The sequence below is a fragment of the Paenibacillus sp. FSL W7-1279 genome (assembly GCF_037969845.1).
Classification (GTDB): domain Bacteria; phylum Bacillota; class Bacilli; order Paenibacillales; family Paenibacillaceae; genus Paenibacillus_AQ.
In genome coordinates this window covers 633,759-652,112 of the sequence record NZ_CP150215.1, presented here as the reverse complement: position 1 = coordinate 652,112, position 18,354 = coordinate 633,759, and the positions used below count along the sequence as shown (strand labels likewise).

Genomic DNA, 18,354 nt, shown 5'->3' with positions numbered 1-18,354 from the left:
AAGCCCTGCCGGTGCCGCGGCAGGGCTTGTTGTGGCATAGACTTACGTTTTTTTGGCCATTGCCTTCATCAGCTTCATGGCCGAGCGCACGCGCGGCTTCTTTAAATGCTCCTCTACATAACGGTAATCCGTCAGGATCACCTTGGCATCCCGCAGTCCGTAAGCAAAATCGTCATCGAACAGCAGCCGGTACTCCCATACCCGCTTCTCCCAATGCGGGATATTCGCCAGCATCCATTCATCTTCCGCTCCGGGATGGACGTAGGTTTCACTGACCCCTTCAGGGAGTCTGTACAGCTTATCAATCAGCGATTGCTTGAAGCTCTCGTAAGTCTCTCCCTCAACAACAGGAAACGGATGAGAGAGCAGATAATCCGGGATCGGCACGCCAAACGTGTCAGCAAGGCCTGAAGCGAGCGCGACCGGACGCTCGATATTCGGCAGCGAGCTGAGCAGTGGATCCTCCGGGTAGATATAGCGGAATAGTCGTGCGGGGAGGCGCCAACGCGAAGTCTTCCACAGCATCTGCGGAATGAGGCTTCGCCCCGTTTCCATCCCGTACAGGCTGCCCATGTGATTATCCACATGGCTAATGCGGATCCCGGCCTGGCTCGCCAACCTATACTGCGCCTCCAGCTCTTTTAACACGGCACCCGTCTCAGCCCCGCGTTCAAACTCCTGAACGGTCCGGTATTGATGGCCGCTGGCATCATGAAGGGAGGAATGCCCTGTTAAGCTGCTCCATCGCAGAGCCTCAAATTCGCTCGTCATGGTGAGGTGCAGCCCCACATTCGGTTGGCGTCGGCGTGCCGCCCAGGAGGCCGCCTCTTCAAAGCCGGGAGCCACGGTCATAATGGTTGCCGAAGAGACTTTGTTCTCCTCCAGCAGATGCCGGATCGCCTCATTCATGGCCTTGCTCTGCCCGAAATCGTCACAGTTGATGATCAGTCTTCGCTCCATGGTCGTGCCCGCCTCCTATGGTTTTTGAGAATTCGATTTTGGTTGCAAACGATAACAGGAAGGAAATCGCCAGCAAGCACAATGGAACGACACTAATCAAATACCTGAAGGTCGATTCCGGATCGCTCCCCGGGTTGTCACCGCTTTCATACCCGAATATCATGCCTACCACAAAAAATGCCAGGGCAGAGATCAATCCGCTGGAACGCGTAATAAATCCGCTGACAGCCGTATAGATCCCCTCTCTGCGCAGCCCCGTCCGCTCCGCATCTTCGTCGATGATGTTGCCGCTCACCATGGCCGGCGTTACCAGAAATCCCGCAAGACCGAATCCCACGCCGATGCCTGCCAGAATCCCGCTGATCAGATCATAGCCAAACCACAGAGGGATGACGGATAACCCATATACTCCTAGCGACAAACGCCATGCCTTCACGCCGTCCATCCGGCGGATCATCCAGTACCAGACGAATACCAGCGGAATGACCGATACAAACACAGCTGCCAGCAGAATAGATACTTGATTATCCGGGATGTTGAGCACATATTTTGCGTAAAAAGGAATCGTCGAGCTTATTAGGCCATTTACTGTCTGGGCGAATGAATTGGAGATGTTAAACACCCAGAACTTCTTGTTGCGCAAGGTTTCGCGGAATGCTTGGACAAGCTTGAGCGGCTCGCTGGCGCTGTAGGCCTCCTGCTCCCGGACGCTTATCATGCAGAGGAACATGAACACGCCGAACAGCAGCGCGTACAGAATCGCCATACTCGAAAATCCCATGGCGTCATATATAATCGGGGTCAGCGCGGTACCGATCAATAACGCCACAACCTGGTAGCCCTGCTGAATGGCCGAAGCTTTCGCCCGGATGCGGTCTCCGCGGAACAGCTCAGGAAACAGCGCTCCATAATTGACCCATAATACGGTCGCTACCGCTTCATACAGGATAAGGGCAACTAAGAACCACATGAACAGTCCGTTCTCAGACAATCCTTCCGGCGGCGAGAACACCAGCACGAAGGTCAGCATAAACAGCGGAATGGCGCCGAATATCCACGGCCTGCGCCGCCCCAGCCGGGTCTTCGTACGGTCGGACCAATACCCCATCAGCGGGTTATTAACCGCATCCCAGATCAGGAATACGGTTCGTGCCAGGGATGCCAGCCCTATGCCAAGACCCAATGTATCCACGTAGAAAAAGATGTAAAAGGAGCTGAACGCCTGGCTCGGAACCATCATGGCAAACATGCCAAGCGAATATGAATACGGCGAATTCACCCAACTGCGCTTCATCCGTTTCCCTCCATCCGTCATGGACGATTTTGTTGTACAGTATTCTGCGCATGGCACGAATATACCTGCTCTTGCTGGAGGGAGGGAAAGAGGTCTCACTATAAAGTTCATGCAAGGCCATTTTGCAACCATAAGTTTAGATGATCTTCCGAAAGGGTCTGTGCCATGGAATCCCTCAAAACCCCATTCCCCCGCTGTACATTAACGACTAAGAAGCCTGACGTTATCCGCCAGGCTTCTTGTTTTCATTCCTTATTGAAGAACGATTTTGATCGCATTGCCGATCGGCGGCAGGCTCTTGGTGAGCACCGGGCTGTAATAACCGATAATCTCTACATTATCAGCCAAATCGCTTGCTTTCAAGGTTTTTCCGTCTTTATTCACGACAACCGTCTCAGGCGTCAAATTCAGGACGACTTCATTTGGCGATTGTTCCGTTAATCCCTTACCCTTAATCGTTACGCGCAGGCTGCCGCCATCCGCATTGATGTCTGCGATGGCACCGGCTGTAGCGAGCTGCTCCGTCTCTTCCTTGTCCGACTTCACGCTGATTTCATAAGCATAGGTCTGCGGAGGCAGGCTCATAGTCATCGCCAGGCTGTGAACGGCTTCAATCTCCATCCCCTTCGCAAGATCCTTAAACTCGATGTCCTTGCCTTCTTCACCGCGGATAACGGTGTTCTCATCCACGTTCAGAAGGATTCCTTCCGTTCCCGTTCCGTTTATGTGAACGGCTTGGCGATCTTCGTTATTGATAATTTCGGTGATTTTGCCAGTGACGGTTTCCTTCTTCACTTCTTCCTCGGACGAGATGCTCACTTTCGTGCCATCGGCCGAGACGTTAACATGGAGCACTTCGCTGAAGAAGTTAGCCGGAACATAAAGCGTACCCTTCACATTCACCGGCGCAGCGCCGAGGGACTTATACATTTTGTTAACCGCATACTGGTCTTTGCCCGTTTGCACGAGAGTCCAGATCGGGGATCCCGGTTTAGTCAGCTCCGCAGAGCGGTCCTGTTGATTCCAGCCCAGTTCAAGTCCGAGCGCCTCGGATACACTCCGCAGCGGAATCATGACCTGCTTCGCATCGGCGTTCATATAACCGGTGCCCGCCACTTCCTTACCGTTAACCAGAACTCCATAATCCATTACAGCCGAAATTACGACCGGTTTCTGTTCCTGGCTGCCTCCAGTTTGGGGTGCCGCATAAGCCGCTGCGCCACCGGAGACAGCGATGGCCGCAACCATCATTGTCGCTGCTTGCTTCTTCCATTGTTTGTTCATGCTCATCATCCTTTCTAGGTGCCTTAACTTATCATGTACTACTATACTGACGGGCGTATTTGCCAAATGTTGCAATGAAATGATAAGTGAATGTGGAAGATAGCACGCAAAAAGGCCGTTCCGGGTTAGACTTATCAAGTCTTCCGAAACGGCCTCTATTATCTGACTAGCGATGGATAAACAGCGGGTCAACAAAGCTTCTGCAGTATTCCTCCGCTATCTGCTCCGCGCTGTATCCCACATCACGCATGTATAGAATGATATCCGCGCGCGGCAGAGATGCGAGCATCACAGAGGTAAACTGAGGGTCTAGCGGCATCAGTACTCCCTGCTCCGCCGCACGCTCCAGCAGGCGCTTGATCTGAAACCTCAAAAACGTGAAGGGCGGGTTCTCACACATAATGTTCTTGGTGTCCTCCAGCCGGTCAGAGGTCAGCATTACCCGTAGCCACTCCAAATCTTCATTGAAATGGAGAATGACCTTCGTCATCACCGTCCGCAGCCGATGAGCCACCGGTTCACCTTCGCTGCTCTGAAGGTAAACCTCCAACCCCTCCATAAACCGATCGATCTTGGCTTCCATCAGCGTAAAGCAAATCTTGCTCTTGCTGGGGTAACGGCGGTACAAGGTGCCTTGCCCGATCCCGGCCGTTTTCGCCACTTGATGCATGGAGACGTCCTCGACTCCGTATTTATTAAATAAAGCCTGAGCCGTATCCAAAATCTTTTGACCCAACTCGTCATTCTCTTTCGGCAATGCACGCATCCCTTTCTAATTTGAACACACGGGAACCTTATGCAGCAGACTGTTCTTCTTCAACGGGTGAAGTTGTGCGTTTAACAAATAATCCCAGTACTAAAGCGATGATTGCAAGAACAAGTCCGATTACGAAAGCATTATGAAGACCGGCAACCATGCTCTCTACCGGATTGAGATCCCCGGTTGTTTCAACGTAATTTTTAGCACCTGCTGTCATGATGCTGATAAAGAGCGCCATACCTACGGCTCCTGCTACCTGCTGCAGTGTATTCATGATGGCTGTTCCATGCGGATACAGCAAGCGCGGCAGCTGATTCAAAGCTGTAGTCTGGGCCGGCATCATAACCATCGAAATCCCTATCATCATCATAACATGAAGGAAGATAACATAACCACCGGTCCATGAAGCGTCGATGCGCGAGAACAGGAAAATAGCGATACTCAAGAGAGCAAGACCTGGGATAATCAGAACCCTCGGTCCGAACTTATCGAACAGCTTCCCTGTAATCGGAGCCATCAATCCGTTGATGATACCACCAGGCATCATAACCAGGCCTGCCGCAAGCGCAGTTAAGCCCAGTGCGTTCTGCAGGAACAATGGCAGCATGATCATGGTGGAGAACATGCTCATCATTAGCACCAGCATCAGAACGGTCACGAGTGAGAACATCGGGAATTTGAAGGTACGCAGATCCAGCATCGGTTCCTTCATCTTCAGTTGGCGCCATACAAAGAACAGCAAGCTGATGGCCCCTGCCGCAATGCACCAAAGCACCTTCGGATCAGACCAGGTGCCTTCTCCGGCGCTGCTGAATCCATATACGATACCCCCGAAACCGATGGTAGACAGAATAATCGAAATATAATCGACCTTCGGCTTGGTCAGTACGGATACGTTCTTCAGGAAAACCGCAGCAAATATGATGGAGAACGCAGCCAATGGAATGACCAGATAGAACAACCAGCGCCAGTTCAGCGCGTCCACGATCAAGCCCGAAAGCGTCGGTCCGATCGCCGGGGCCGTCATGATGACAAGACCGATCATGCCCATAGCAGCTCCGCGATTCTGAGGCGGATAAATACTAAGTATGGTGTTCATCAGAACAGGCAGCATGAGCCCCGTTCCGACCGCTTGCAGGATACGCCCTACCAGCAGCACCCCGAATACCGGTGAGAAGCCGCAGATAATCGTACCTATAAGAAATAGCGTCATGGCGCCTATAAACATCTGTCTTGTCGTGAACCACAGCTGCAGCAGCGCCGTGACCGGCACCAGAATACCGACAACGAGCATATAGGATGTTGAAAGCCACTGAACCGTCGACTCTCCAATACCAAACTGCTCCATCAAGCTTGGGAAAGCGATGTTCAGCAGTGTCTCATTCAAGATGGAAACGAACGCGCCGATAATCAGTGCGGCAACAATCGGCCCTCTCTTTATTTTACTTAAATCAATCTTGGCCGAACTTGGCCCCACTCCCATATCCAAGACCTTATCCTCCCTTATCTCTGTATACGGACAATTGTCCGGTAACGCGTTTTTTATTCTAACGGACAATTGTCCGCAGGTCAACTGAAAATTTTCATTAAATTTTCAAATTCGGCAATCCGAATAAAGCCCGCCGCATTATCCGCTAGTATAAGCAGCAGAACACGCAGGATATCAGATATTTAAACCCATTAATTAACACAGGACCTGCCCCCGCTCCAAGACCAGGACAGATCCTTTGATACATACACCTGCCGACTCCAGGGACCGTCAACGGGCGTTTCCCCTAACCTTATAAATGCAAGCGGCGCCTTGTACATATCACCCAGCTTGCGCATCAGTTTTTCTGGAGCCGTTAGGCGTTCAGCGCAATCTTCTCCTTGTATACTCTGGCCCAGCCCTCCAGATTGTTCGTAACGATCAAGAGCTCAGGGTACTGGGCAAGAGATGCCAGTACAGCCTCATCGTCCGGCGTCCAGACAATGAGCTGGATGCCCCGCTTGCGCGCCTCCTCCATAAAGGAAGGAGTCACGTACACATATTTGACGGACACATAACGAGCCCCGATCTTCTCCAGATAAGGGAACACCGATGGCGTAGCTCCATAAATCACAAGGCCCAGCTCAATGTCAGGATCCAGGGAGCGTGCCCGTTCAATGGAATAATGATCGAAGGAGGTGAGAAACACCTGCTTCTCCATGCCCGTATCCTTAATTACGTCAATGACCTTCTGTTCCAGGCCGGGGTAGGTATCCCCCATCTGCTTCAGCTCAATGTCAACGATCATCCGATCCTTGGCAAAACGCAGTGCTTCCTCCAGCGTGGGAATCACTTCTCCTGAACCTGCATCCAGCTTGCGTATTTCCTCCAGCGTGAAGGCATTGATTGCCCCTGTTCCGTTGGTCGTCCGGTTTACCGTCGCATCATGAATCACAACGGGCACGCCGTCCTTCGTCAGCTGGACATCCAGCTCCAAGTGCGAGAAGCCAAGCTCCAATGCTTTCTGATAGCCCAGCATCGTGTTCTCCGGGTATTTCAGCGGATACCCTCTATGAGCCAATCCACGTACTTCCATGTGCAATTCCTCCATATCTAGTCGATTGATGGCCTCGATCACGCCAGTATCTTACGGTAACGGACTGACTTACGTAATCGGGGTGGTATTTAAAGCTCTATAGGACTGTTCGCCATGAACTTTCCGATCCCTGCTGTCTGCAGCAGATCATAACCTTCGGGAGAATACAGACAGACGGCATAGCGGTGTATCCTTGCCCACCGTTTCCATGCCGTCTTGAATACCGCTTCATTCGGTTATGTGGTTATTTAAACGTTGAATTCGCCATCGCGGCCACAATATGCTTCTGCATGACCGTAAAGACCAGTACGATCGGGATAATCGCCATGACGCTGGACGCCATAATGACATTGAAGAACATCGCTTCATTTCCGGCAATGGAATCCCGCAGCATCGCAATACCTACCGTAAGCACACGCATGTCGTTATTGTTGGTCATGATCAGCGGCCAGAAATATGAATTCCAGGACGAAATGAAGATCAGCACGCCCATGGTGACGATCGTCGGCATCGCCATCGGGAACAACAGCCTGTATAGAATGGAGAACCGACCGGCTCCATCCACGCGTGCCGCTTCCAGCACGTCGTTGTTAATCGATTTGAAAGCCTGCCTGAGCAGGAATATCGCATAGGCGGACGCCCCGTGAGGTACGATAAGCGCCCAGAAGGTGTTCAGCCAATCGAGTTTGGACATCATGACGTACACGGGAACGAAAATCACCTGCTCCGGAACGATCAACGCGGCAAGCACCAACAGAAACAGCGCGTCCCGTCCCCAGAACTTCCCCTTCGCGAATGCATAAGCGGCCATGAGCGCCACGTTCAGCTGCAGAATAATGGTGCCGACCGCCATGAGCAAGGTATTGCCGAAGAACCGGGCGTAAGGAATAACCCGGAAGGCTTCGGCAAAGTTCTGCCAGGCAAAGGTTTCCGGCCAGAATGTAGGAACGGCCATTCGCATCTCGGACTGCGTCTTGAGCGCGCTGATCAGCAGCCAGTACACCGGAAAGAACATGACGAGGGTCACGATCACGGCTCCGATCACACGGAGCGTCATCATGGCCTTCCGGTTCTTGGCGGATCCAGCCATATAATTATCCTTCATAGTGCACCTTCTTCCTGCTGACCACCCATTGTACCAATGTTAACAGCAATATGATTACAAACAGAATCATGACAAGCGCCGAGGCTCTTCCTGTTTTGAATTCATCAAAGGCCATCGTATAGATCCAGTACACAATCGCATTCGTTGCCTTGAGCGGACCGCCGCCCGTCATGACGTCGATCGACTGGAACACCTGCATAGAGGAGATAAAGCTGGTGATGACCAAAAACAGGGTCATAGGCGACAAGAGCGGCAGCGTAATGTTGCGGAACTGCCGGAACTTGCTGGCTCCATCAATCGAAGCTGCCTCATAATACTCGGCCGGAATCCCGCGCATACCTGCAATAAAGAGGATCATCGCAAAGCCGACGCCCTTCCATACGGAAACGGCAACCAGCGCCGGCAGTGCCGTCGAAGGGTTGGTCAGCCATTCGACCGGCTCCATGCCGAACCAGGAAACAATGGAATTCAATAGCCCGTATTGTCCATTGTAAATCCATGTAAATACCATGGCCGCGACAACCATCGAGATGTAATAGGGCATAAAAATGACGCCGCGCATGAATCCAAACAACCGTGACGACGACACGTTGAGCAGCAACGCCAGCAGCAGTCCGATGACAAGCGTAAATACAACGTCCATCACGGTATACAAGAACGTGACCTTCAAGGAGTGATAGAAATCCGAGTTCGACAGCAAGCGCGTATAGTTATCGACGCCCACGAATTTCTTCACGGGACGGGTCATGTTCCAGTTCGTAAAACTAATGTACACGGAATAGCCCAGGGGATAATACAAAAACACGCCCATGAATAACAACGCCGGAACCGCGAACGAAAAGTCCTTCCACTTCTCGATCAACGTATGAGACATCCGTTTAGAGACCGAAGCGGTCGCCCGATTGGACGCCGCCTTTGTCACTTGTTTATTGGTCTCCATAGGCATCACTCATAGTCAGCCAGAATATCGTTGATCTTCTTGGCTGCATCCTGCATAAGTGGTGTCGGATCTTTTTTGTTCAGCACCATTTCCCCTACGACTTCCTTATAAACTTCGCTGAATTCAGGGTAAGCCGGGTGCTGCAGACGCGGCGTTACTTCATCAAAATGCTCGTATACCGCTCTGTATTGCGGCCATCTTTCGAAATATTGATTGCCTTCCTCAGACTCGATTGCGGATTTTCTTGTCGGCAGGTATCCAACGGATTCAGCCCACTTAATGTTTTGCTCCGCCGAAGTCATGAACTCGATAAATTTCCAAGCCGCTTCTTTCTCCAGATCCTCGGCACCGTCCATCATGACGATCCCCGCGCCGCCAATGTTGGAGGTCCGCACTTTATCGCCAGGGATAAAGGATACGCCAACCTCAAAGTCCGCATTCTCGCGGTACATCTTGAGCAAAGCCGATGAATGCTGAACCATGGCGATCTCGCCGCCCAGGAACATTTGGCGCATATTATCGGAAGCACCCTTCCCGAAGCCCATATGCATGTGGCCTTCATTTTGCCATTTGTAGAAGTTCTGAAGATAACGAAGCGACTCTTCATTCTCAACGGCCGATGCACTCAGGTCCTCGGTCAGGATTTGTCCGCCGCCGTTAATGTTCCACGGATCGTAATACCACGTATCCCAGCCAGGAACGGAGAAGGCATAACGCGTCGTTTTGTCGCCTTCTTTTTTCGTTACCTTCGCATTAAAGTCATCGATCTCATCCCACTTTTGCGGCGGCTCTACACCCAACTCGTCCAGCATCGTTTTGTTGTATACAAACACACTGGTACTAACGATCAGAGGGAACCCATATTGCTTGCCGTTGAATGCATATGCATTCAGCATTCCTTTGGCGAAATCGTCCATCTTCACTTCATCGCGCTTAATCCATGGGCCCAAATCAGAGAACACACCGCTGTCCGCAAAGTTAGGCAGGGACGCGACTTCAACATTCGTTACAGCCGGCACGTCATTCGCAGCCACTGCAGCCGATAATTTTTTGTGAAGATCAGGATAGCCGCCCTGGAACACCGGCTCTACCGTAATATGCGGGTACTTCTTCTGGAATTCTGCGATCATGTAGTTCAAGCCTTCCAGTTGAGCATCCGCGTGGGCATGCCAGTACTGGATTTTGACAGGTGTTGTATCATTCTTCATATCCATCGAAGCGGCTTCCACATCGTCGAGCGAAACCTCTCCTCCGGCACTTTCACTTCCACCGCCGCCTCCGCAAGCCGTGGTAATAACCATAAATATGGTCAGTAACATTAACAACCATGATTTCTTTTTCATAGATGATCAATTGTCCCCTTTCGAATCTACTCATCATTCAACTTCATCACTGCTGTCCATCCACTCAACCCGTCTACCCCTTAAAAAGCGCACAAAAATAGAGACGTCAAAAAGAGCGCAACCTAAGAGCCACCACCTCCTATAAAAGCTAAAGTAGCTGCTACTCGGGTTATCTCATCGTCTCCACCCCTAGCAAATATGTAATTATAGTTAATCCATCACCGAACAGGGAACCTTACGTCCAAAAACGCGTATCTCCTGTAGATACGAGGTCTGCACCGTTTGCCAGCGCCTCATCGATTTCTTCCTCGCTTCGTAAAAAACCTCCCACAATAAGCGGACAGTGAATTTCCTTCTTCAGGTCGCGGATTACGCGGGGCATGAGTCCCGGCATTAGTTCCACCTCATCCGGACGGGCTTGTCCGATCATTTTCACTGCGGTTCTTAAAGCTGTCGTATCAATGGCAAACACTCGCTGTATCGAGCTAATGCCCGCTTGGCGCGAAGCCAATACCGTATTCGTCTTCGTCGTAATGATCCCGTCGATCTTGTACGAATCGGCCAAATACTGCACCGCCGAATTATCCCGGCCAATGCCGCTTACCATCTCCAGATGAACAAACACTTTTTTGCCTGAGGAGTGAAGTCGATTCACGATATCCCTGAGTTTCAAAATATCGCCTGTCATCAGGTTCACCCGTTCCACCGTGCTGTTCACAGCCGCATCGATCTGTTCCAGCTTGGTAATCGAAGCGATTACGGGAAGACGCCGTGTCCTTTGTTCTGCCATAAGTGCGTGTCCCCCTTTTACCGAACACTCTTATGGTAAGGCGTTAGGATCATGAGAGTATTAACGATATGTAAAATCTGTGTTAACGGCACTCATCAAGGCTTCGACACATCATGTATGCGCTTACCATTCAATTAACGGATTCTGCTATGTCCCCTGGTTTGGTGGATTCCCCCTAGACTTAGGATCATTCGGTTCAGCGAAGATCAGGATAGCGCTTTCAGAATAGCTTGCCAAGCTATTTAATATCTATCATAGAGGAATGATTTAGCCGTAGTCTATAGCGAAATTTGTATTATTTTGTCGAATTTAAAAGAATATCAATTCAATGTAACAAATATCATGGCGAAGCCCTCGATTCTATGATAGCGCAACCACTCAAAGAGCCTGCGATCACTATCTGCAGATTTCGTGTGAAATGACTGCTCTTACTTGTTCCGAAGCTGTAATCGTCCGTCCTATTGGCACAACTGCACAGCTGGGGTGGATGCTCATTGGAAAACGGAATATGCTGCAGGCCGCCTTGAAAAAGCTATGCCTGCAGCATGCCGTGAGATTAATCCTCATACGGTATTTAGTTACTTCAGATAATACCGCCGCCTACCTCTCTCGAAGCGTGTAATGACGGACATCGGTATGAGAAAAGAAGTCAAAGACTCGTCGGAAAACGCGCTGTGCTCGGCGCCTCGAATGCTTATAAAACCAAGGGCCTTATTTGCTGAGGAGATGCACAATCATCTTAAGGGTTTCTGCCCTTGATGCCGTTCTGTCCGGACGGAATGTATCGTCGCTGTAACCGTTCACGAAGCCTAATTGGACCGCCTTCAGAATCGACTCTCTGGACCAGTCCCGTATCTCGTTCGCATCCTTAAGAGAAAGTACATCCTCGTATTCAGCCAGCGGGCCATGCACATACTCGTAAGCACGGATTATCATCGCAGCCAGCTCCGCACGGCTAATGGGACCTTGTGGATGAAAGATGCCGTCATTCCGTCCGCTGACGATGCCGGAAGAATAAGCCGCTGTCACATCGGCGGAATACCACTGGTCCCCGGGAACGTCTCTGAATTGAGGGGAGAACAGGGCGGGCTCCAGTTGAAGGGATCGAGCAAGCATGGAGGTCACCTCTGCACGGCTGATCGGATGCTCGGGCGCGAAAGTCGTCTCCGAGATCCCCTTCACCAAGGAAGCCGCCGCCGCCCCTTCAATATAAGGCGCTGCCCAGTGATCCTCCGGCACGTCCGTGAAGGTCGTTTCGTGTTCCAGCGCTTGATAAACAGCCTTCGCAATCTCTTGCACCACCGGATTTCCGATAGCCTGGGCTTCGTCAAAGCTGCTGGTCGTCGTGACTTCGGTCAGTACCGAAATCGCGATTTCCCGGCCGGGCTGAAGAAAATATCCGGCATCATGGGTAACATTGGCATTCTCCCCGGTTTTATGGGCAATCGGCGCATCGGGCAGGGCCGCACCAAACTTGGTGTCCACCTCCTGGGCTTTCATCCAGTCGATGATCTGATCACGAGAGTTATCGGACAAGAATTCGCCTGAATGAATGTTGGCAAGCAGATGGACCAAATCCTCCGCATTAATATAGTTGTCCTGCTCCGGCGTAGGGGCAGCTGCGAACATTTTGCGCCCCAGATGCATGACATCAAGGCCGAGTTCATCCAACAGAGCCTGGACCTTATTCAATCCAACCACGTCAATCAGTACGTTCGTAGCCGTATTATCCGACTGGGTGATCATCAGCCTTGCCAATCGTTCGATAGTTACATCCTGCGGAAATGTTTCCTTTTGCAAGGAGCCTGTTCCGCCAACTACATCTTCCTGCTCTACTTTCACCTTCTGTTCCAAGGTTAACCTGCCGGCGTCCACTTCCTTCATCAAAGCCGATACAAGCGCCATCTTGATGGTGCTCGCAGGCATATAGGATTGGCGAGATCCCAGGAGCAGCTCCCGGTCCCTGCCGCTTAAGTCCTTCAAGCCAACGGCTACCCTGATTCCCTTATCCCCGGCCTCTCGAATGATAGGATTTACAGCTAACGACAAGGCCGGCCATGCGTCCGCCGATACGACTTCAGCCGGCGTATCCAACAAGAAGTTATACACCGCTTTGGCCGCGCGCTGCACAACCGGGTTGCCCAGTTCCTGGGCTTTGCCCGCATCCTCCGGCTTGGTGACTTTGGTTAATACCGTGACGGCAACCTCGCGTCCGGGGACGAGAAAATATCCGATGTCATGGCTGACATCGCCCAGTTCCCCCGTTTTGTGGGCAATCGGCTTGCCGGGCAGCGCTACGCCGAATTTGGTCTTCACTTCCTGCGCCTTCATCCAGGCCAGGATCTGATCCCGCGATTGGGCGGATACGATCTCACCAGCATAAATTCTCTCCAGGAGCGTCAGCAACTCCTCCCCGTTGACATAATTATCAGCAGCAGGGGATTTTGCAGGCGTCATCATTTTCCGGCCCAACTGCATGGTTTCAAATCCCTGTTCATCTATTAAAGCATTAATACGCTCGAACCCAAGAAGATCAATCAGGGCATTGGTTGCCGTATTATCGGATTGCGTAATCATCAGCCCCGCTAAACGCTCGATCGTGATCTCCTGAGGGAACTTTCCTTCCTTGAGCGAACCAGCTCCGCCTACAACCTGCTCCGGTTTAACCTGGACGGTCTGCTCCAGCACGTATTTCCCTGCTTCAATATCCTGCATCAGCGCTGTTACGATGGCCATTTTGATGGTGCTGGCCGCGTAGTAAACATTCGATGAGCCCGCCTGAATCTTCCCTCCGCCATATGTATTGCTAAGATCCTGGACTCCGACGTACAGCTCGATCCCGTCTTCCGCTGCGGCTTTCACAATGGGCTGGAGAACGGATTCCAACCGGCTCAGGTTGCCGCTTTGTCCCCCGGCTGCCCAAGCATGGGAAACTTGCACCAAGGAGACAAAGCAAGTCGTCGTTATTAGGATAATGGCAAGCGTGCTTTTGAAAAAAACTCCGGTTAATCTGGACATGCCGAATCACTCCTTATCGACTTAAATGTTAATTAAATTCACATAAAAAACACTATATTGAGGATTATTATATATTAATGTAAATAATATTGACACTACTTAAATAAATTTAATGAAATTATATTAATAATTTCGGTTTCGCGTAAGATATGATAACATATAAATCTATGAATAAACAAAACCCGAATTCCGGAAACAGAATTCGGGTCGGGAAAGATAGAGCGCTCATGGCTATTCGAATAACGGAACCTTCGGATCCTTCCCGTTACAGTGAACCAGCATCGCATGCAGTTGTCCTCGATGGTGATACAGATGGGCGACGATTTCAAGCAGCCATTCATACCTTGAATAGGTGACGCCCCAGTAGGAAGTCTTCTCTTGATGGAGCTCTTCTTCCGTCATGTCTCTGAATGCCTGCTCCAAATGTGAATAGCTGCTTAACAATTCGGCCTGTATATCCTTCAGGTTATTTAACGACACGCCCTCATAATAAGCGTCCATCTCCTCTTGCGTGGCCCCGCCCGATATGTAAAAATCAGCCCGGCAGATCACTGCAATATGCTTGAGCAGCTCTCCAACGGAATGCTTGTCTTCTGTCGGTTGAACGAGCAAATCCGATTCATCCAGCCTGTCGATAATCGCAACAACAGAGATGACAGCCACCTCGATTTGATGCAATGCATATGTACAATAGGAATTCATAGGTTCTCTCCAATCTGGTATGTATAAAACACTTATAGGTTCAAACTCGCTTCATCATTATAGAACATACGTTCCTGATATTTCAACAAAAAACAACCTGATCTTAAAAGCTAAGAGACAGGTTGCTCCTCCATACATCGTATGACCGATCGGCCAACGAGTTGAAATCCGGTTGCATTCTCAAGAACTAACGCCGCAATCAGCTTTTTCTCCAGACTTAAGTGAAGCATTTTCTGCATTAGTTTCTTCATGAGGGTGTCTCTCTCTTCTCGTTGTTCATTATGATCGTCCTTTATCGCGCCGTACCGCTGATCCGGAATTGTCTCGGCGTCATCCCCGTAAAATTCTTGAATAATTGCGTATAATAACTCTGGCTGCAAAACTTGAACGTAAACGCAATTTCCGATATCGACTGATTCGTATTGGCCAGCAAATGCTTGGATTCCTCGATCTTCCGCCGATTAATAAAGGTTGTCAAGGGTTCGCCCGTCTCCCGCTTAAAGCGATCGGACAGATAACTCGGATGGACTTTCAAATACTCCGCAACCCTCTGCAGGGACAACTCCTCGAAAATATGCTCCCGGATGTAATAGATCGCCAGATTCACAATGTGAGAGAACGACACGTCTTCCTTCTCGGAGCGAATCATCGACACAAACTGCACCAGCATCTCATATTCAAAATGAACCAGCCGCTCCACATCGGTCATTTTCTCAATCTCAAGGATCATCGTATCACTTAAATGAAAGGCAATCTCAGGATCTACGCCGCCTTTGATGATCGCCCGGGTAAATAAGGTACAGGACGCAATCAGGGCATTCTTCTTCGACCGAAGCGGATACGTCGCAAGCACAGCCGCTTCCAGCTCGTTAATCTTACGAAGCATATCCATGGCTCTATTCTCATCGCCGAAGCGGATCGCTTCGAGCAGTTCGTGCTCATAATCAAACGGGGGATGGATAAAATTCTCGCGCAAATAATGCATACGGGAGGACAGATAAAACGGACGGTTTCCCGAGCGTGAAGGCCCTTTCATTATTTCCACACCACCTAAAAATATTGATAAAAACCTTGATATTTTAGTATAACATAACCCCGATTGGCTCTAAAATTCAAGCATAAACCATGCTAGGAAGGAAGTGTAGAACATGACCTGGAATATATCAAATCCTGATTTGTCGCAGCAAGCCCTGCTGAATATGGAAAGTATTTTTGCACTTGGAAACGGTTACTTGGGTGTACGCGGCAATTTCGAAGAAGGCTACGGAGAGAGCATGTCCACCATCCGCGGTACCTACCTGAACGCTTTCCACGACGTGATTGAAATTCCTTACGGCGAGAAGCTCTTCGCCTTTCCTGATACACAGCAAAAACTCGTTAACAATATTGATGCCCAGACGGTCCTGATCTATCTAGGCGACGAAAAAGAACCTTTTTGCCTCGATCATGGAACGATCACTGCCCATGAACGCCGCTTGCATATGGACAAGGGGTATTCCGAACGCATCGTGCAGTGGATATCGCCCGAAGGCAAAGAGATCAAGCTGACCTTCCGACGTCTGGTGTCCTTCGCGCACCGGGAGCTGTTCGCCATCGACGTACGGATCGAACCGATTAATTTCAACGGCCAGGTTCGCATCGTTTCCACCGTCAACGGCAAAGTGAAGAACTATACCAATGCCAACGATCCCCGGGTAGGCGCAGGGCATGCGGAACGGATGACCGTCATCGATACAGGCGTCAAAGGCAGCGATGCCTATGTCGTTGACGAGACGATGGCGTCCAAACTGCGTGCAGCTTGCGTGACCCGTCACCACTTGGATGCCGATGCGGACTTTCGGCTCGAATCCGGAACCGGAGAAGTTACCTTCACGGCTGTCCTTCCATTGACCGGACCGATCCAGTTGACGAAATACAATCTGTATACCGACAGTCTTCGTCACGGGCAAGACATGATCGAGCGCGGCATTCAGCTGCAGGAGGAGCTGAAGGATCTTTCTTTCGAGGACTTGCTTGCCGAACAGGCCGAGTATCTGAACGACTACTGGAAATCAGCCGACGTCGTGATTCAGAATGATGACCAGCTCCAGGAAGGCATCCGTTTCAATCTATTCCAGCTGCTGCAATCCGCCGGTCGGGACAAGCACAGCAACATTTCCGCCAAAGGACTGAGCGGTGAAGGGTATGAAGGCCACTATTTCTGGGACACGGAGATTTACATGTTCCCGGTATTCCTGATGACGCAGCCGGACATTGCGCGCCAGCTGCTGCTGTATCGCTATTCCACGCTGGAGCAGGCGAGAGGCAGAGCGCGGGAAATGGGACATCGGCAAGGCGCGCTGTTCCCGTGGCGCACGATCTCGGGAACGGAATGCTCCTCCTTCTTCCCTTCGGGAACGGCGCAATACCATATCAGCGCAGACATCGCATACAGCTATATTCAATATTATCTCGCCGAACAGGACCGGGATTTCCTCTTGTCCTACGGGGCGGAGGTGCTGATTGAAACCGCCCGCCTGTGGGCGGACATCGGTCACTATTATAACGGCGCCTTCCATATCGATGAGGTGACGGGACCGGATGAATATACATGCTGCGTGAATAACAACTATTACACGAACGTCATGGCAAAGCATAACCTGAAATGGGCCGCCAAGAGCTGCACCATTCTGGAATCCTACAATGCGCAAGGCTTCAAATCCCTGTGCGACCGGCTTGGCGTAACCGCGGATGAAATTTCGGCTTGGGCGAAAGCGGCGGACGCCATGCTGCTCCCGTATGATGAAGCACTTGGCATTAACCCGCAGGACGATACGTTCCTCCGCAAAGCGGTATGGGATTTCAAGAACACGCCGGAGGACAAATATCCGCTGCTGCTCAACTATCACCCGCTCACCATTTACCGTTATCAGGTGTGCAAGCAAGCGGATACGGTACTCGCCCACTTCCTGCTGGAAGACGAGCAAAGCTTGGAAACGATCCAGCGTTCATATGATTACTACGAAGGCATCACGACGCATGATTCGTCGCTGTCTTCCTGCATCTTCAGCATCATGGCTTCGAAGATTGGGAATATGGACAAAGCGTATGAGTATTTCATCGAGACGGCACGCCTCGACCTGGACAATACGCACGGCAACACGAAGGACGGCTTGCACATGGCCAACATGGGCGGCACCTGGATGTCCATCGTCTACGGCTTTGCCGGCATGCGCCTGAAGGAAAGCGGACTATCCCTCTCCCCGGCCATTCCGAAGGACTGGGAGAAGTATGCGTTCCGCCTGAACTTCCGCGACCGCCTCATCGGCGTATCCATCGAGAAGGAAGGCGTCACCTTGGAGATCGTCGAAGGCGAATCCATCGAGATCAAGCTGTACGACGAGGCCGTTATGCTTGAAGCCGGGAAACCTGTGAAACATTCATTGCAGAGCATATAACAATAGGCCATGAGGCGATTGCCCTCCCCATGCACAGGGCATCAATCCCGGCTTACGAGGAAAACGATCGATCGACAAAATTCCCGACAAAATTTCCTATGAAAACAGACTGCGACTAACCGTCATTTTTCTTGCGATACCAAGAAGGTCCCTGTTT

General features: G+C 50.9%; 15 protein-coding genes. 1 reads left to right on the top strand and 14 read right to left on the bottom strand.

Going from position 1 to position 18,354, the window contains the following annotated elements; translation table 11 throughout:
- Window positions 1–42 precede the first annotated feature (42 nt).
- From MKY82_RS02725 to MKY82_RS02660, 14 genes are all read right to left on the bottom strand, one after another.
- Window positions 43–960, bottom strand: coding sequence for a polysaccharide deacetylase family protein (locus tag MKY82_RS02725; protein WP_194540647.1), 918 nt, complete (start codon window positions 958–960; stop codon window positions 43–45).
- Window positions 932–2,254 carry an MFS transporter gene (locus MKY82_RS02720; protein ID WP_339295444.1) on the bottom strand — a complete coding sequence of 441 codons (1,323 nt, stop codon included), beginning with the start codon at window positions 2,252–2,254 and terminating at the stop codon, window positions 932–934. Before MKY82_RS02720 ends, MKY82_RS02725 begins: the two co-directional genes overlap by 29 nt.
- 252 nt (window positions 2,255–2,506) lie before the next feature.
- Window positions 2,507–3,538 (bottom strand): copper amine oxidase N-terminal domain-containing protein, encoded by a 1,032-nt coding sequence (locus MKY82_RS02715; RefSeq protein WP_339295443.1) that lies wholly within the window; start codon window positions 3,536–3,538, stop codon window positions 2,507–2,509.
- A 166-nt stretch (window positions 3,539–3,704) separates the two neighbouring features.
- Window positions 3,705–4,304 carry a TetR/AcrR family transcriptional regulator gene (locus MKY82_RS02710; RefSeq protein ID WP_233354729.1) on the bottom strand — a complete coding sequence of 200 codons (600 nt, stop codon included), beginning with the start codon at window positions 4,302–4,304 and terminating at the stop codon, window positions 3,705–3,707.
- Window positions 4,305–4,332: 28 nt separating this feature from the next.
- Window positions 4,333–5,787: an MDR family MFS transporter gene (locus tag MKY82_RS02705; RefSeq protein ID WP_339295442.1), complete on the bottom strand. Its 1,455-nt coding sequence runs from the start codon at window positions 5,785–5,787 to the stop codon at window positions 4,333–4,335.
- 355 nt (window positions 5,788–6,142) lie between these two features.
- Entirely contained in the window at window positions 6,143–6,862 is a 720-nt protein-coding gene (locus MKY82_RS02700; RefSeq protein WP_339295441.1) for a glycerophosphodiester phosphodiesterase family protein, read from the bottom strand.
- A gap of 244 nt (window positions 6,863–7,106) precedes the next feature.
- Window positions 7,107–7,967, bottom strand: coding sequence for a carbohydrate ABC transporter permease (locus tag MKY82_RS02695; RefSeq protein WP_220686762.1), 861 nt, complete (start codon window positions 7,965–7,967; stop codon window positions 7,107–7,109).
- Window positions 7,957–8,907, bottom strand: coding sequence for a sugar ABC transporter permease (locus MKY82_RS02690; RefSeq protein ID WP_194540641.1), 951 nt, complete (start codon window positions 8,905–8,907; stop codon window positions 7,957–7,959). The genes MKY82_RS02695 and MKY82_RS02690 overlap by 11 nt, the downstream gene beginning before the upstream one ends.
- Before the next feature lie 5 nt (window positions 8,908–8,912).
- Window positions 8,913–10,250 carry an ABC transporter substrate-binding protein gene (locus MKY82_RS02685; RefSeq protein ID WP_194540640.1) on the bottom strand — a complete coding sequence of 446 codons (1,338 nt, stop codon included), beginning with the start codon at window positions 10,248–10,250 and terminating at the stop codon, window positions 8,913–8,915.
- A gap of 235 nt (window positions 10,251–10,485) precedes the next feature.
- On the bottom strand, window positions 10,486–11,040 hold the full coding sequence (locus tag MKY82_RS02680) for a glycerol-3-phosphate responsive antiterminator (RefSeq protein WP_194540639.1): 555 nt from the start codon (window positions 11,038–11,040) through the stop codon (window positions 10,486–10,488).
- A gap of 711 nt (window positions 11,041–11,751) precedes the next feature.
- On the bottom strand, window positions 11,752–14,058 hold the full coding sequence (locus MKY82_RS02675; RefSeq protein WP_339295440.1) for a serine hydrolase: 2,307 nt from the start codon (window positions 14,056–14,058) through the stop codon (window positions 11,752–11,754).
- 231 nt (window positions 14,059–14,289) lie between these two features.
- Window positions 14,290–14,760, bottom strand: coding sequence for a DinB family protein (locus MKY82_RS02670; RefSeq protein ID WP_194540638.1), 471 nt, complete (start codon window positions 14,758–14,760; stop codon window positions 14,290–14,292).
- Window positions 14,761–14,870: 110 nt separating this feature from the next.
- Window positions 14,871–15,011 (bottom strand): hypothetical protein, encoded by a 141-nt coding sequence (locus MKY82_RS02665; RefSeq protein WP_194540637.1) that lies wholly within the window; start codon window positions 15,009–15,011, stop codon window positions 14,871–14,873.
- Window positions 15,012–15,052: 41 nt separating this feature from the next.
- Window positions 15,053–15,796 carry an AraC family transcriptional regulator gene (locus tag MKY82_RS02660; RefSeq protein ID WP_194540636.1) on the bottom strand — a complete coding sequence of 248 codons (744 nt, stop codon included), beginning with the start codon at window positions 15,794–15,796 and terminating at the stop codon, window positions 15,053–15,055.
- Window positions 15,797–15,908: 112 nt separating this feature from the next.
- On the opposite strand from MKY82_RS02660, the gene MKY82_RS02655 reads away from it, so the two are divergent.
- Entirely contained in the window at window positions 15,909–18,197 is a 2,289-nt protein-coding gene (locus MKY82_RS02655) for a glycosyl hydrolase family 65 protein (protein ID WP_220686764.1), read from the top strand.
- The last annotated feature ends 157 nt before the right edge of the window (window positions 18,198–18,354 follow it).